Annotated in this window: 14 protein-coding genes; 8 read left to right on the forward strand and 6 right to left on the reverse strand. The window is 47.3% G+C overall.

Going from position 1 to position 14,339, the window contains the following annotated elements:
* A complete protein-coding gene (locus J4N43_RS22135; protein ID WP_053304588.1) occupies positions 1-513 on the reverse strand; it encodes a 2,4'-dihydroxyacetophenone dioxygenase family protein in 513 nt (170 codons plus the stop codon).
* Positions 514-553: 40 nt separating this feature from the next.
* Positions 554-1,315, reverse strand: coding sequence for an SDR family NAD(P)-dependent oxidoreductase (locus tag J4N43_RS22140; protein WP_158159470.1), 762 nt, complete (start codon positions 1,313-1,315; stop codon positions 554-556).
* Between the two features lie 131 nt (positions 1,316-1,446).
* On the opposite strand from J4N43_RS22140, the gene J4N43_RS22145 reads away from it, so the two are divergent.
* Positions 1,447-2,469 carry a helix-turn-helix domain-containing protein gene (locus J4N43_RS22145; protein ID WP_158159469.1) on the forward strand — a complete coding sequence of 341 codons (1,023 nt, stop codon included), beginning with the start codon at positions 1,447-1,449 and terminating at the stop codon, positions 2,467-2,469.
* Positions 2,470-2,489: 20 nt separating this feature from the next.
* Here J4N43_RS22145 and ehuR read toward each other — a convergent pair whose 3' ends face one another.
* On the reverse strand, positions 2,490-3,923 hold the full coding sequence (gene ehuR / locus J4N43_RS22150; RefSeq protein ID WP_158159468.1) for a MocR-like ectoine utilization transcription factor EhuR: 1,434 nt from the start codon (positions 3,921-3,923) through the stop codon (positions 2,490-2,492).
* Positions 3,924-4,194: 271 nt separating this feature from the next.
* Between ehuR and doeA the strand changes: the two genes are divergently transcribed.
* From doeA to J4N43_RS22180, 6 genes are all read left to right on the forward strand, one after another.
* The gene (gene doeA / locus J4N43_RS22155; protein WP_005373780.1) at positions 4,195-5,382 is read left to right on the forward strand and encodes an ectoine hydrolase DoeA; all 1,188 of its coding nucleotides are present in this window, start codon (positions 4,195-4,197) and stop codon (positions 5,380-5,382) included.
* Between the two features lie 54 nt (positions 5,383-5,436).
* Positions 5,437-6,444: a N(2)-acetyl-L-2,4-diaminobutanoate deacetylase DoeB gene (gene doeB, locus J4N43_RS22160; protein WP_005373782.1), complete on the forward strand. Its 1,008-nt coding sequence runs from the start codon at positions 5,437-5,439 to the stop codon at positions 6,442-6,444.
* Between the two features lie 124 nt (positions 6,445-6,568).
* A complete protein-coding gene (locus tag J4N43_RS22165) occupies positions 6,569-7,048 on the forward strand; it encodes an Lrp/AsnC family transcriptional regulator (RefSeq protein WP_005373784.1) in 480 nt (159 codons plus the stop codon).
* Between the two features lie 155 nt (positions 7,049-7,203).
* Positions 7,204-8,724 carry an NAD-dependent succinate-semialdehyde dehydrogenase gene (locus tag J4N43_RS22170; protein ID WP_054702559.1) on the forward strand — a complete coding sequence of 507 codons (1,521 nt, stop codon included), beginning with the start codon at positions 7,204-7,206 and terminating at the stop codon, positions 8,722-8,724.
* 41 nt (positions 8,725-8,765) lie between these two features.
* Entirely contained in the window at positions 8,766-10,169 is a 1,404-nt protein-coding gene (locus tag J4N43_RS22175) for an aspartate aminotransferase family protein (RefSeq protein WP_017819816.1), read from the forward strand.
* A 172-nt stretch (positions 10,170-10,341) separates the two neighbouring features.
* Entirely contained in the window at positions 10,342-10,863 is a 522-nt protein-coding gene (locus J4N43_RS22180; protein ID WP_053307193.1) for a DUF2058 domain-containing protein, read from the forward strand.
* A gap of 92 nt (positions 10,864-10,955) precedes the next feature.
* Here J4N43_RS22180 and J4N43_RS22185 read toward each other — a convergent pair whose 3' ends face one another.
* The 3 genes from J4N43_RS22185 to J4N43_RS22195 all read right to left on the reverse strand — a co-directional run bounded on the left by J4N43_RS22185 (position 10,956) and on the right by J4N43_RS22195 (position 12,929).
* Positions 10,956-11,570: a LysE family translocator gene (locus tag J4N43_RS22185; protein ID WP_017633575.1), complete on the reverse strand. Its 615-nt coding sequence runs from the start codon at positions 11,568-11,570 to the stop codon at positions 10,956-10,958.
* 77 nt (positions 11,571-11,647) lie between these two features.
* Positions 11,648-12,040, reverse strand: coding sequence for a ribosome recycling factor family protein (locus tag J4N43_RS22190; protein WP_017819813.1), 393 nt, complete (start codon positions 12,038-12,040; stop codon positions 11,648-11,650).
* 19 nt (positions 12,041-12,059) lie between these two features.
* Positions 12,060-12,929: a LysR family transcriptional regulator gene (locus J4N43_RS22195; protein ID WP_062731066.1), complete on the reverse strand. Its 870-nt coding sequence runs from the start codon at positions 12,927-12,929 to the stop codon at positions 12,060-12,062.
* A gap of 105 nt (positions 12,930-13,034) precedes the next feature.
* Between J4N43_RS22195 and J4N43_RS22200 the strand changes: the two genes are divergently transcribed.
* Positions 13,035-14,291 carry an adenylosuccinate synthase gene (locus J4N43_RS22200; RefSeq protein ID WP_158155762.1) on the forward strand — a complete coding sequence of 419 codons (1,257 nt, stop codon included), beginning with the start codon at positions 13,035-13,037 and terminating at the stop codon, positions 14,289-14,291.
* Positions 14,292-14,339: the final 48 nt, after the last annotated feature.

Genomic DNA, 14,339 nt, shown 5'->3' on the forward strand with positions numbered 1-14,339 from the left:
TTACTCCGCTAGCTCATCGCTTAGGCCAGCAATCGCACCCGGTTTGATGTAGCGCGCAGTGAAGCCTTGTGCTTTCGCTGTTGCAATAACAACTTGCTCAATCCAACCTGCATCCATGATGTTGATGAAGTTACCCTCGTCGTCAAAGTTAATGTTCGCACCTTGGATCACCATAAAGCCATCTGCACCACCCGACTCTTCTGGACAGTGAAAGGTATGAATCGAACCACCTGGCTCATACAAATAACTACCAGCGGTTTGGACTTGGTTTGGGTATTCAATGTAGTGCCAAGCGCCACTCAGTGTATAGAAATGCACCACACCAGTGTGGAAGTGCTTAGGTAAAGTCACGCCCGGTTTGAACTTGGCGCGTATCACCCAAGTTCCGTTTTCTGGATCAAGAAACAGGGGATAAACATCCACACCCGGTAATGCGTCTTTGATGATCGACTCTTCATTGGTATTAAGAGTTAATAAGAAATCTTGGTGCTGAATAACTTCTGGTAATGACATAACTTACATCCTCGCTGTTGCTGTAATGTGGCGTACTCGCCTATCCCATAAGTGGGTACTTAAAATTCTCGAAACCGTCAGATGCGCTGATGGTACAACCGTTGATACAGTTGGCTTTCTCGCTGACCAGAAACGCCACCACATCAGCAATCTCTTCTGGTTGTGTGAAGTTTTGACGCATCTGTTCTTTGCGGATGTGGTCCCACAGGCCAATCTCTTCGTATTGCCTTAACATCGGAGTATCAACGCGTCCCGGAGCGACAGCGCAAACACGAATACCCAATGGTGCGAGTTCTAATGCGGCGCATTTGGTCATCATATCGACTGCGGCTTTACTGACGTTGTAGGTAAAGGTCACCTCAGACGCCATTCGTGCGTAAACAGAAGAAGTATTGAGGATCACGCCCGGCGTGCCTTGCGCTTGGAATTGTCGCCCAGCGGCGAGAATTCCGTAGTAGACACCATTTTGGTTGACCTTTGAGATCGGCTCAAAATCAGCAATTGGGTCGTGGTCAAGCAGAGGTTTCGGTGCACCGATGCCCGCGTTGTTGACCATGATGTCAAGTGAGCCAAATAGTTCGACCGCGTACTTCACCATGGCTTCGACTTGTTGGTAATCGGTGACGTCCGCAACAAAGGTTTCCAACTGCTTAGGGCCAAAACTTGCGTACATTTGCAGTGATTGCTCTGAAATATCGACAGCAAGCACTTTGGCTCCTTGCTCTCTTAGCTTTGCAATAATAGCTTGCCCAATTCCACCCGCAGCGCCAGTCACGATGGCCGTTTTATTGATAAGTTCCATACACCTTCTCATTCATGCGTTTTTGTTATCAAAATGTAACCTAGATCAACTCACTGACACTCACTTGACCTTTTGCGAAGTAAATTTGATACATTGCGATTTACAACCTGTTAACATTTAAAAATCGAGACATGTATATCGTACGAAGTGGCGCTACCGATAAATTTGATAGCTTGGTTTCCGAACTGGGGCAGAATCCGGTTGAGATTATGGCTGCCGTCGGGCTGTCTGCGGCGCAGTTTCGCAATCCCGATACGTATCTCGCCTACCCTAGGCTGGCTGAATTACTGGAAGAAGCGGCTGCTCGTTGTCAGCAACCGTTGTTTGGTGCGTTACTCGCTGAGCGTCAAAACCTACAAAGCTTGGGGGACTTACCAATGCTGGTTTCTCGCGCGGAAACGGTTGGTGATGCCTTGGCGCGGGTGAATGATTTTCTCTATCTACATTCGTCAGGGGTAACTCTCAACATGACGCCACAAGATGATTGGGTACGGTTGTCGCTCAATATTGATGTGCACAGCGAACGAGGTATCGCGCAGTTGATGCAGCTCAGTGTGTCGCATCTGGCGATGTTTGTTGCGAGCTTACTTGATATTGAAGCAAGTCACTTCGCGCTACATTTGACTCAACACGCAACATTGGAAGTAGAAAAAAGCAAGTTTGCCCAGCAGAACAAACTGCGTTTCGGTGATAAGTTTGACGGTATCCTACTTAAAGCGACTCTGCTTAACGCTAAGAACCACCAAGATGAAGACGCACTGGAGCGCCATTTTCAACAGCACCTCAAAGAGCTGCAAACCCGTTACCCCAACAATCTCAGTGACCAAGCAGCAAACATGATTGGCCGTCTGCTCTCAACCGGAGAATGCAGCGTTGAGCGCGTTGCAAGAGCATTGGATCTGCATCCGAGAATGCTGCAAAACAAGCTGAAACAACAGGGCACAAATTATCGGCAGCTTTTACAACAAGTGCGTCAGGATTTCGCCGAACAGCGATTGCATGAGAATATTCAGAGTATTACCGATATCGCGTTGCAACTGGGCTATGCAGAAACTGCGGTCTTCAGCCGCCACTTTCGTCGCTGGACGGGAAAATCGCCAAGGCAATGGCGACAAGAAAAAACTCAGTTACAAACGTTTAAGCCCATCAGTTAAAAGCATAAATAACCTATCGTTCAAACCAAAAAGTGTGAGGTGGGAGGGTTGGTATCGAGAATTTCAGCAATCACAGATAACCCGTGTTTGATGTAGCCTCGGTTTGTTTCTGCTCCCAAACTGATTCGCACGTAAGGCATTGGCTGATTAGTATCGAGAACAAACGGTTTGTATCCCGTGATCTGCACCCCTGAACGCTTAGCCGAAGCAACCAGGTCATCGCTATTCCACTGCTCGGGTAGTCTCAACCAAATATGCTGTCCATTCGGGTGCGAGCTATAAACATGCCCTTCTAAAGCGGCTTTTGCTATTCGCTGTCGCTTAGCAAACTCATTGACTTGAAAGCGAATAAGTCGATTTAACGTACCGTTTTCGATCCACAAATGAGCGACTTCAAATGGTAATGGAGTCGCAGACCAACTCGTAGCCGCTAAACGACCAATCGCGTGCTGCAGAAAATGACGTGGGACCGTCAGATAGCCAGTGCGCATGCCTGGCGCTACAACTTTGGTTAAACTGGTGACATAGAAAGCTTGTTCGGGTAACAATGTGGCAAGGAGTGGGACACGGTTAGGTTCTAGTGCTCCATACACGTCATCTTCAATGACATAGATGTCGTATTGCTGCGCAATATTCGCTATCGCCTCTCGGCGTGCAACATCCATATGCGCACTAGTCGGGTTAGCCATGCTCGGTGTGCAACACAATACCTTGATTGGTTTGTGTTTACATGCCCATTCAAATGCATCCGGCGTTATACCAAACTCATCCATTTCAAGTGGTTGCAACTTAAATCCAAGCATTCTCGAGCGAGAGATCAAGCCATGATCAACCAAGTGACCACAAGCAACTAAATCACCGTGTTCAACAACTGTGCTTAAAGCCAACGTTAAACCATGGCATGCACCATTTGTGAGTAATATTTGATCGGCACCCACATCCAGCCCTTGGCTACTTAGAAATCGTACTCCTGACTCAATATGATGAGGCTGACCTGTTACCGGCTTTGCTTTACTGATCAAACCACGATTGTTTGTTTGCCCAGCAATCTCCATTAACGCCTGATTAAAAAGCGTAATGTGGCGATCGGTCACCACTGGATGTGCAATCGACATATCAATTTCATCCGGCGTTTCTTTCATCTCTTGTGTCAGCATGAACTCCGTGTCCGTACTTTCATCCACAAAACCTGATTTGACAAAAGTACCATTCCCAACCCAAGACTCGATCGCCCCTTTTTTCTCTGCATAACCATATGCATGGCTCACCGTTTGTACGCTGACGCCAATTTGCTCTGCAAACTCACGATGTGTGGGTAATCGAGTTCCCGGTTTTAGATAACCACTGCGGACACATTCGACAAGATAGTTACCAATGGAGATGTATTTAGCGGTGCCTGGCCGAATGATCGGGTTCAAAGAAATTGTCATGACACAATATTTTAATTGATTCATTTTTAATGCTCATTGTAACTTCCATTTAACAAATGGCGAACTTTAACTCACAAAACGAGGTGAAATGCACAAAAATAAACCACAATTGTAATGATTGACATGAAATGTATGGGTTAAACAAACATGTTAAACAGCATCGTTCAATCCAAATACAACCCCAGAGGTAAATTGCAATCATTTTTAACGCAGATCTGGCTAGCTGGTAGAAGGTAGAAATACCTCAGCGTCTCCGAAGGCCCATAAGGCGTCGGATTTCTAACAAGGAGAAAATATGAGAGGCGTTGCTTTGCATTTTACACTGGATGAGTTCCAGGATCGGTTAACGAAAGTTCGGCAATCGATGGAAGAAAGAGAATTGGATGTCCTTATCATTCATGACCCTTCTAACATGGCGTGGCTGACAGGCTATGATGGGTGGTCTTTTTACGTGCCACAATGTGTCGTTGTTGGTCCATCTGATGAGCCAGTTTGGTTTGGACGCTGCCAAGATGCCAACGGAGCATACAGGACTGCGTATATGTCGGCAGAAAACATCACCTACTATCCAGACCATTATGTAATGAATCCGCCGCTACACCCGATGGATTTCCTGGTCGAAGCCGTACTGGCTCCGCGCCTTTGGGATCGTGGTCGCATCGGTGTAGAAAAAGATAACTATTACTTTAGCGCCACCGCTTACGAATCACTCACTACGCACCTACCGAATGCTCAACTTCTCGATGCAACTGGACTAGTCAACTGGTGCCGCGCCGTTAAATCCGATCAAGAACTGGCATACATGTACCGTGCCGCTCGCATTGTTGAAAATATGCACCGCGTCGCGTTCGACATGATTGAACCAGGATTACCGAAACACCACCTTGTTGCCGAGATTAACCGCCAAGCCGTGCTCGGGCATGAAGACCACTTTGGCGATTACACCGCGATTGTGCCGCTTTTGCCATCAGGTTCTGATGCTTCCGCACCTCACCTGACTTGGGATGACAGACCCTTCAAGAAAGGCGAAGGGACGTTTTTTGAAATCGCTGGGGCGCACCGCCGTTACCACTGCCCACTCTCACGCACTATTTTTCTTGGCGAGCCTGACGACAAGTTCAAACGAGCCGACGAAGCCCTGACTCTAGGACTTGAAGCGGGCTTGAAAGTGGCAAAGCCCGGAAATACCTGCGCCGACATCGCCAATGCACTAAACCAGGTTCTCGATAAAGCGGGATTCTCACGCGAAGGTGCCCGTTGTGGCTACCCAATAGGTTTGAGCTACCCACCAGATTGGGGGGAACGAACCATGAGTTTGCGAGACACCGATAAAACCATCTTGAGAGAAGGCATGACATTCCATTTTATGCCGGGGCTGTGGTTCAAAGATTGGGGGTTAGAAACAACGGAAAGTATCGTCATTACCCATGATGGAGCAAAAACGCTGTGTGACTTTCCACGCCACTTATTTGTTAAACACTAATTTTTCAAACCTCAGGCTCTGTTGAGCTAGGTCTGAGAACTAAAAGGACTTGATATGCAAAAAAGCTCGATCACAGCCACCATAGACTTTGACCGAGAAGGTGTACAGCACGGCTTTTTAACGCTGCCCTATTCACATGACGACTCCGCCTGGGGCAGTATTATGATACCTATCACCGTGATCAAAAATGGTCACGGACCAACCGCACTGCTTACTGGCGGTAATCACGGAGACGAATACGAAGGCATCACCAGCCTGCTAAAATTGACGAACTCGCTTCAGGCAGATCAAATCCAAGGTCGTGTCATTATTGTACCCATGATGAACTTACCTGCGGTACAAAATGCCTCACGTACGTCGTTTATCGATAAAGGGAATTTAAATCGCAGCTTTCCCGGCAACCCCATAGGCACAGTGACCGAGAAAATTGCGGATTATTTTACTCGTTACCTAGTTCCTAAGTGCGATTTTGCGTTAGACATTCACTCAGGTGGTAAAACGTTAGATATCGTGCCGTTCGCCGCTGCCCATCGTCTCGACAATCTCGATCAAGAAGAAGCCTGCATATTAGGTGCAAAACTGTTTGGCGCACCTTACACCATGATCTTGCTCGAAATGGACGCCACCAGCCTGTATGACACTGCCGTGGAGTCTCAGGGAAAAATCTTTGTTACCACCGAACTAAGAGGAGGCGGAACCAGCACTCCAGAAACCATCGCTTATTCCGACCGTGGCATTCGCAACTTCTTGCGCTTCTCAGGCAACTTGCCCGGTGACTACGAACAACCAACCCAACCAACTAAATTATTAGATATGCCTGATGCAAGTTGTTATGTGCAAAGCCAACACCACGGCATCACAGAATACTTATTTGATCTTGGCGATACCGTCAAAAAGGGCGATGTATTAGTGAGAATCTTCTCGACCGAGCGCACAGGTACCGCCCCCGTTGAGTACAAGTCACAGCGCAATGGTATTTTCGCGGCACGTCGTTTTCCTGCTATGGTGAATATCGGTGACACTATCGCAGTTATAGCCGAAGACTGCGGCGAGATAGGCTGATTGAAAAACCAACTAAAGAAATCAAAACAAATGGCATACCAGAAGCAAACTGGAAAGCAACTTATAACAGCGACCAGTCATCAGCCTTTCATGAAATGATTAGTATTCTACAGGGAGACTCATTATGCGCCTCGATCGCTACGACGTAAAAATTCTACAAATACTTCATGATAATGGTCGTATCACCAAATCTCACCTTGCCGAGGCCATCAACCTATCCGTGAGCCCTTGTTGGGAGCGTGTCAAAAAACTGGAAGAAGCAGGCATCATTGAAGGCTACGGAGCAAAAGTAAATACCGATATTTTGTTCAAACGAACGTCAGTTATGGTTGAAGTTACGCTCAAAGAACACAACGCCCAAGCGTTCAAACGCTTCGAGCAACTGGTACAACATTCACCAGAAGTCACTGATTGCTATGCCACGGGCGGTGGTGTCGATTACATCCTTAAAATTCAGTCAGAAGATATCGACCAATATCAGCGGCTTATCGACAACTGGTTAGACTCAGATGTGGGCATTGAGCGCTACTTTACTTACATTGTGACAAAAACAATCAAACGTGATGCGGGCACATTCGAAGTAAACCAAAACGCTTTGTTATAAAAGGGAAAATGCGTATCAGGCGTGAACAGAAAAAACACCATATTTAACTGCACTAAAAAGAAAGTTCTGACGTTTTAAACCTCGGTATCAGAAATTATTTCGGTCACTTCTCCATTACAGTTTCATTATGGACAACGATGCTGGGAGAAGGACTCATGGCAGCACTGCACAGCTTACACACTGAAGAATTAAAAGCCTCACACGACATGATGGCGATAATGAAAGACGTACGTTTGGTGAGAGGTTTAGCGTACGTGAATGGCAAATGGGTAAGTGGTGATCAATTTCATCCGGTGGATAATCCAGCAGATGGCACGGTCATCGGTTACATCACTAAGCTATCTCAGCAACAACTCTATCAAGCGATTGATGAAGCCGACCAAGCCTTTCGTCAATGGCGAAAAATGCAAGCAGAGGAGCGCGCTGAAATTCTCATGCGTTGGCACGACCTGATTCTAGAATCAAAGCAAGACCTTGCTCATTTGATGGTGATGGAGCAAGGAAAAACACTAGGTGATGCTGTAGGTGAGATTGACTACGGCGCATCCTTTGTTCGTTGGTTTGCCGAAGAAGCACGCCGCTGTTATGGCGAAACCATCCCAAGTCATATTCCGAATGCGCAGCTATCAACGGTGCGCGAGCCAATTGGTGTCGCAGCACTGATTACGCCATGGAACTTTCCTAATGCCATGATCACACGCAAAGCCGCTGCCGCACTAGCAATAGGCTGTCCGGTGCTCATTAAGCCCGCCAGTGAAACGCCTTTTTCTGCATTAGCGTTGGCAGAGTTAGCAGACCGAGCTGGCTTTCCACCTGGTGTCTTTAACGTGATCACTGGCGATGCGGTGATGGTGTCACAAGCCTTGTGTCACTCCGATAAAGTCAAAGCGCTCTCGTTCACAGGCTCAACTCGAGTAGGCAAACTATTGCTACGCGACGCGGCACAAACCGTGAAGAAGTGCAGTATGGAGCTCGGTGGTAACGCCCCTTTCATCGTGCTGCCAGATATGGATGTCGAGCAAGCAGCCAAAGCCGCCGTGGATGCGAAGTTTCAAACCGCAGGACAAGACTGCTTGGCCGCAAACCGTATTTTCGTCCCTGACGATAAGTACGAAGCGTTTTTGGAAGCGTTTGCCAAAGAAATGAGCCACATCGTTTTGGGCAATGGCTTAGACGAAAAAACCACCATGGGACCGCTTATTAATCGCACTGCGGTGGATAAAGCGCATGATTTGGTGCGTGACGCGCTCGACAAAGGCGCGCGATTGGTAGCGGGATACCACCAGCCCGTACCAGGCGAAAACTTCTTCGCGCCGACATTGCTAGCCGATGTAACCCCTGAAATGGCGGTGTATCGCGAAGAGAATTTTTGTCCTGTGGCAGGCGTATTGCCTTACCAAGACTTAGATACCGTGATTGAAATGAGCAACGACACTGAGTACGGCTTAGCTGCCTATGTTTATGGTCACGATATTCACCAAATTTGGCACTGCATGCGCGGTTTGGAGTTTGGCATGGTGAGCGTGAACTCCGTCAAAATGACAGGGCACCCTATCCCATTCGGCGGCGTGAAACAGTCTGGTCTTGGACGAGAAGGAAGCCGTCACGGATTTGAAGAATACAGCGAAATCAAATACTGCTGCTTAGGCGCTTTACCAACCGTCAGTGGCAGTTGAGACACGAAATATGGATATCCAATTATTCGAGGAGAAGGATCATGAGTAACAAAACCCAACAACTTTTAGAGATCGATCGTCAGAGAGTATTTCATGCCTCAACCCACCTGAAGCAGTATGCGGCCGGGGAGCTTCCGGGAAGAATTATCTCGAGCGGAAGCGGAATACGCATCACCGATTCAGAAGGCATCGAGCTGATAGACGGCTTTGCCGGGTTGTATTGTGTGAACATTGGCTATGGCAGGACTGAAATGGCCGATGCGATTTATGAACAAGCCAAAGAACTGGCGTACTACCACACTTACGTCGGCCATACGAACGAAGCGCTCGTGACACTGTCAGATCGCATCATCAAAATGGCGCCTGAAGGCATGAGCAAAGTTTACTACGGCATGTCAGGCAGCGACGCGAACGAAACTCAACTTAAGTTGGTGTGGTATTACAACAATGCTCGTGGTCTACCAGAGAAGAAAAAAATCATTTCGCGTGACCGCGGCTACCATGGTTCAAGTATCGCGTCCGGTTCACTGACAGGTTTACCGTTGTTCCACGCCCATTTTGATTTACCACTTGAGCGTATCAAACACACCATCGCGCCATATTATTATCGCCGTGAAGACGAGAGTATGTCTGAGCTTGAATTCTCTCAATATTGCGCAGATCAACTCGAAGCGATGATCTTGGAAGAAGGCCCAGAAACGGTAGCAGCAATGATTGCGGAACCAGTGCTCGGTACTGGCGGTATTGTGCCACCACCAGCAGGGTACTGGCAGGCGATTCGCAAAGTACTCGACAAATACGATGTGCTCTTGATTGCGGATGAAGTGGTGTGTGGCTTTGGTCGCCTCGGCTCCGATTTTGGCTCACTCCACTACGACATGAAACCAGATCTCATCACGGTAGCGAAAGGGTTAACCTCAGCGTATCAACCGCTGTCTGGCGTGATCGTCGGTGAACGAGTTTGGAGTGTGCTAGAAAACGGCACCGACCAATGGGGCGCTATCGGACACGGTTATACCTACTCTGGTCACCCAATGGGGGCGGCAGCCGCGAACTGCAACCTCGATATCATTGAACGTGAAGGCTTAGTGCAAAACGCGGCCGAAGTCGGCGCTTACTTGCAGCAACGTATGGCAGAGACGTTTAACGATCATCCATTAGTCGGTGATACTCGTGGCGTTGGCTTGTTGCATGCGTTGGAGTTTTCTTCAGACAAGCTTCGCCGAGCACACTTTGATCCAAACTTGAAAGTAGGCCCGCAAATCGCGGCGGCCTGTTTAGAGCAAGGCTTAATCGCTCGCGCTATGCCACATGGTGACATCCTCGGTTTTGCTCCACCGCTTATCGCGAATCGTAACGATATAGACACCATTGTCGACAAAGCGCATCAAGCGGTAAACAAAGTGATGGATAACCTCGTCACATCTAAACAGTGGCAGCCATAACCCACCTAGATTTCAGTAATGCTCGCGGGCTTTGGAGAAGGCCCGCTTTGCACTTTCCATTAAAGAGACAACAAGCCAACCAAACATTTTAGACCCATAGAAAGCACTATTATTTACTACAAGTGGCAATAGTGGGTAAAATGCCCAAAATTGCGCACTAACTGGATGAAACATGGCAAAACTTACCCTTCAAGAACAAATGCTGAAAGCTGGCTTAGTTAATGAAAAGAAACTAAAGAAAGCGAAGAAAGGCTCAAAAAAATCACGCGTTCAAGCACGCGAAGTAAAAGCGGCGGTTGAAGAGAATAAACGCCAACAGTTAGAGCGTGATAAACAATTGAGCGAGCAACAAAATGCTGAACGATTAAATAAAGAGATCAAAGCGCAGATCAATCAATTGATTGAGATGAACAAGATCGACTTAAAAGATGGCGACATCAAATACAACTTCACTCACGGTACGCTAGTGAAATCACTTTATGTAGATTCACTTATCCGCGAGCAGTTGATCAAAGGTATTTTGGCAATCGCAATTGTTGGTGAAAGCTATGTTGTCATTCCACGTGGAGTAGCGAATAAAATTGCTCAACGTGATGAGTCCGTCATCATCGAACAGAAAGAAGCAGAATCTGACATTCCAGCAGAAGACGATCCATACGCAGATTTCGTCGTGCCTGACGATTTGATGTGGTAACAATAAATAATCGATGCATCAACGAAAAGAGCCGCTGATGTAACATCAGCGGCTCTTTTTATAGAAAAATAATCTACAGAGATGATGTGTTGTTATTGCTTACTTAGTAGCAAATTCGCACCTGATGCTGCTAAAAACAACGAACATCCGCGATTGAAACGTTTCGCCATTTTTGGATTTGAAAACCAGTGCCTCAAGTACAAACCAAAGATGGCATAGATTGAAATGGCGACCATTTCTAATATCAAAAACGTGGAGCCAAGGGCAAAAAACTGCTCTTGAACGTTGGCATTGGCATCAACAAATTGCGGCAAGAATGCAGTAAAAATAAGAATCGCTTTCGGGTTGCCAGCAGCGAGCGTAAATTCTTGTTTCGCCAGTCCTGCGTAGTTGCGCGAATTGTCCAAGTCAGAGATCGGGCTGGACTCTGAACGCCAAAGGTTAAACGCAATCCACAGTAGATACAGCGCCCCTACCAACTTTATTGCCAAAAATAGCATTTCTGACGTATACAAAATCACAGCCAGACCTGATGCAGACAACGCAATCATCGCTGAAAAAGCAGCAATTCTGCCTAAACTGGCCGTAAACGCGGCCCTAAAGCCGTAACAACGCGCATTATTCATTGCCAATAAATTGTTTGGGCCTGGAGCCATATTTAGAGCGAAGCAAGCTGGAATAAAAAGGAGAAGCTGCCAAATATCCATAATAAAATGGTCTTAGTGAGTGATTTTGATCGGTACCCTAACATCTGTTAATAAAGTGAGTAAACCACAAACCGATCTTAAAGCAACTCAGCATCAAATCGTGCCGTGCGAGCTTGAACTAACGTGCAGTTCGTTTCAGCCATCAGCTCCGCTAAGGTGATGTTTGGGTTTTGTCTCACCAAACGTATCAACTTCACGTCCAAAGGTTCCAATTTGTCTTGGTGAGCAAGTAGAGCTTGTTCGATTTTGTTGATCGCAAATCGCATCGTCTCTGCTTCTTCGTTTTTGAGATGCTCTAAAAACGCTTTTACATCCAAAGCCTCGCCCGAGATTTGCCAGTGACGAGATCGTCTAATTCGCTTAAGATCGCACTGTTTTTCTGCTGCGAGTGTTTTCGCTCGCTTGGCATGGTCGCCCCCAATACGGTGAATCAAGGATGGGAGCGAAATCGTAATCTTCGTCTCTTTCATGGCCTTTTCTTTCATCGTCTTAGCCCTCAACCACCGACACATTCTCGCCAACCCAAGCCAACAACTGTTTTGCCGCTTTGGATAACACCTGATTTTGACGCACGATGTAGCCGAAATCAGTGTTTGGAAAACTTGGCAAAGGCGTAACTTCTCGGGAAAGCTTTAATCTCGGATCGAGCGAGAAATCCGGCACAATAGCAGTCCCAAACCCTGCTTCCGCCCAGTCGATTTGTGCTTCCACACTGCCCACTTCCATCACGCGATGCTTAGGCAGATTTAGCTCAGGTAAAGACGCATCAATCAGCTCTCGGGTTCGAGTATCATGCCCTAGCAGGATCAGCGTCTGGCTCTCTTTTCCATTGTCTTGCCACTCAAAAAAGTTATCGCCAAACGCACACCAGTGAATCTGCGTGAGAGGCGTAAAATGCAGCGGTTGACTCTCTTTTTGTGCGATAACAAAGCCGATATCGGCACGCGCACTTTTCACCAAATCCACCGCTTGAGAAGATGTGGTGTTGAACAATGCCAAGTCGATCCCCGGATATTCACTTTTGAATTGCTGAAATGGTTTGATAAGCAGTAAACGTGAAACAATATCGCTCGCCGCAATAGAAAGCGTCCCCTGCGTAAGATCGTTGATGGCATTGAGATCTGACTGACAAATTTGCAGCTCATTGAGCATCCGCTGCGCCGTAGCTAACAAACGCTTCCCCGCTTGCGTCAACTGCACGGGATTTCGCTCAATCAATTTCGTGCGCGTGGCTTGCTCCAACTGCTTGATATGCAAACTTACGTTCGGCTGCGTCATGTGCAGTTCCGTCGCTGTTTTACCAAAGTGTTTTACCTCTGCAAGAGTGACGAAGGTTCGCAGCCAGTTCAAATCTAACATTGCCAATTCCGATATGAGATTCTTATCAAGTTAATGAGTATAATTAATTTCTCTTATTATGGCGAACACCTTAAGATTTTTGCATCTGTTTTTGGAGATTAAATTATGTCGTCTATCGTTGTTGTGGGTGCAAACTGGGGTGATGAAGGCAAAGGCCGCATCGTTGACTTTTTGGCAGAGCAAGCTTCTGCGAGCATTCGTTTCCAAGGTGGTAACAACGCGGGTCACACCGTGGTTAACGATCTAGGTACGTTTAAGCTGCACCAGCTACCAAGTGGCGTATTCAACCCAGACTGTTTGGCAGTGTTAGGTCCGGGTATGGTTATCAGCCCTGCGTTGCTGTCTCAGGAGATTGCGGAAGTTGAAGAAGCGGGCGTAAAAGTGAATATGTGCATCTCTGATCGCGCAACACTGTGTCTACCTCTACACGCACTAGAAGATACGCTAGAAGAACAACGTTTAGGCGACAAAGCATACGGTTCAACTCGTCAAGGTATTGCACCTGCTTACGGTGACCGCGTAATGAAGAAAGGCATCCTAGTTGGTTGGTTGAAGCAACCAGAAGTATTGGTTGAACGCCTTCAATTCATGATGGATTGGAAACTGCCGCAACTGCGTGCACTTTACCCGACGTTCGAGTTTGAACAAACCGCTGAAGAACTGGCGAACTGGCTGCTAGAAGTCTCTGCACCTTGGCGCGATTCAATTTGCAACGTAACGCTTCCTCTAAAAGAACTACAAGCGAAAGACAAAACTCTATTGTTCGAAGCGCAGCTTGGCGCGGGTCGTGACCTTGTTTACGGTGAGTACCCTTGGACAACATCTTCTAACGTTGTATCAATGTACGCGGGTATCGGTAGTGGCCTTCCGGCACTTCGTCCTGAACGCGTTATTGCGGTTGCAAAAGCCTTCAGCTCATCAGTGGGTACTGGTACGTTGATCACTGCAATGGAAGAGCAAGACGCTTTCCGCGAACTTGCTGGCGAGTTCGGTGCAACTACGGGTCGTCCACGCGACATGGGCTACTTCGACGCAGTCGCTACGAAGAATGGCGTTGAACTGCAAGCCGCAACTGAAATCGCACTGACCAAAGTAGACTGTCTGACAGGTCTTAAAGATCTAAAAATCTGTGTTGGCTACGAAGGCGACCATAGCGAAAACCCAATCTGGCCTCAAACTGCCTCTCTTGCGCCAATCTACGAAAAGATGGAAAGCTGGAGCGAGGACATCACAGGTTGTCGTAAGTTTGAAGAGCTTCCAGTAGCAGCACAGAAATACGTTCTACGCATTGAGGAACTCATGGGCGTACCAGTAAAAATGGTGTCTGTGGGTCCTGGTCGTGAACAAATGATTATGCGATAAGATGTGAATTAACACATCATTGGCAAGCGGCTTTTATCTGTTCCGGGG

Source organism: Vibrio sp. SCSIO 43009, assembly GCF_023716525.1.
In the GTDB taxonomy this organism is placed as follows: domain Bacteria; phylum Pseudomonadota; class Gammaproteobacteria; order Enterobacterales; family Vibrionaceae; genus Vibrio; species Vibrio alginolyticus.

Bases quoted from the DNA above. Each gene is read 5' to 3' on its own strand.
- J4N43_RS22135 (WP_053304588.1), bottom strand. From the start codon at position 513: ATGTCATTACCAGAAGTTATTCAGCACCAAGATTTCTTATTAACTCTT.
- J4N43_RS22140 (WP_158159470.1), bottom strand. From the start codon at position 1,315: ATGGAACTTATCAATAAAACGGCCATCGTGACTGGCGCTGCGGGTGGA.
- J4N43_RS22145 (WP_158159469.1), top strand. From the start codon at position 1,447: ATGTATATCGTACGAAGTGGCGCTACCGATAAATTTGATAGCTTGGTT.
- ehuR (WP_158159468.1), bottom strand. From the start codon at position 3,923: ATGAATCAATTAAAATATTGTGTCATGACAATTTCTTTGAACCCGATC.
- doeA (WP_005373780.1), top strand. From the start codon at position 4,195: ATGAGAGGCGTTGCTTTGCATTTTACACTGGATGAGTTCCAGGATCGG.
- doeB (WP_005373782.1), top strand. From the start codon at position 5,437: ATGCAAAAAAGCTCGATCACAGCCACCATAGACTTTGACCGAGAAGGT.
- J4N43_RS22165 (WP_005373784.1), top strand. From the start codon at position 6,569: ATGCGCCTCGATCGCTACGACGTAAAAATTCTACAAATACTTCATGAT.
- J4N43_RS22170 (WP_054702559.1), top strand. From the start codon at position 7,204: ATGGCAGCACTGCACAGCTTACACACTGAAGAATTAAAAGCCTCACAC.
- J4N43_RS22175 (WP_017819816.1), top strand. From the start codon at position 8,766: ATGAGTAACAAAACCCAACAACTTTTAGAGATCGATCGTCAGAGAGTA.
- J4N43_RS22180 (WP_053307193.1), top strand. From the start codon at position 10,342: ATGGCAAAACTTACCCTTCAAGAACAAATGCTGAAAGCTGGCTTAGTT.
- J4N43_RS22185 (WP_017633575.1), bottom strand. From the start codon at position 11,570: ATGGATATTTGGCAGCTTCTCCTTTTTATTCCAGCTTGCTTCGCTCTA.
- J4N43_RS22190 (WP_017819813.1), bottom strand. From the start codon at position 12,040: ATGAAAGAGACGAAGATTACGATTTCGCTCCCATCCTTGATTCACCGT.
- J4N43_RS22195 (WP_062731066.1), bottom strand. From the start codon at position 12,929: ATGTTAGATTTGAACTGGCTGCGAACCTTCGTCACTCTTGCAGAGGTA.
- J4N43_RS22200 (WP_158155762.1), top strand. From the start codon at position 13,035: ATGTCGTCTATCGTTGTTGTGGGTGCAAACTGGGGTGATGAAGGCAAA.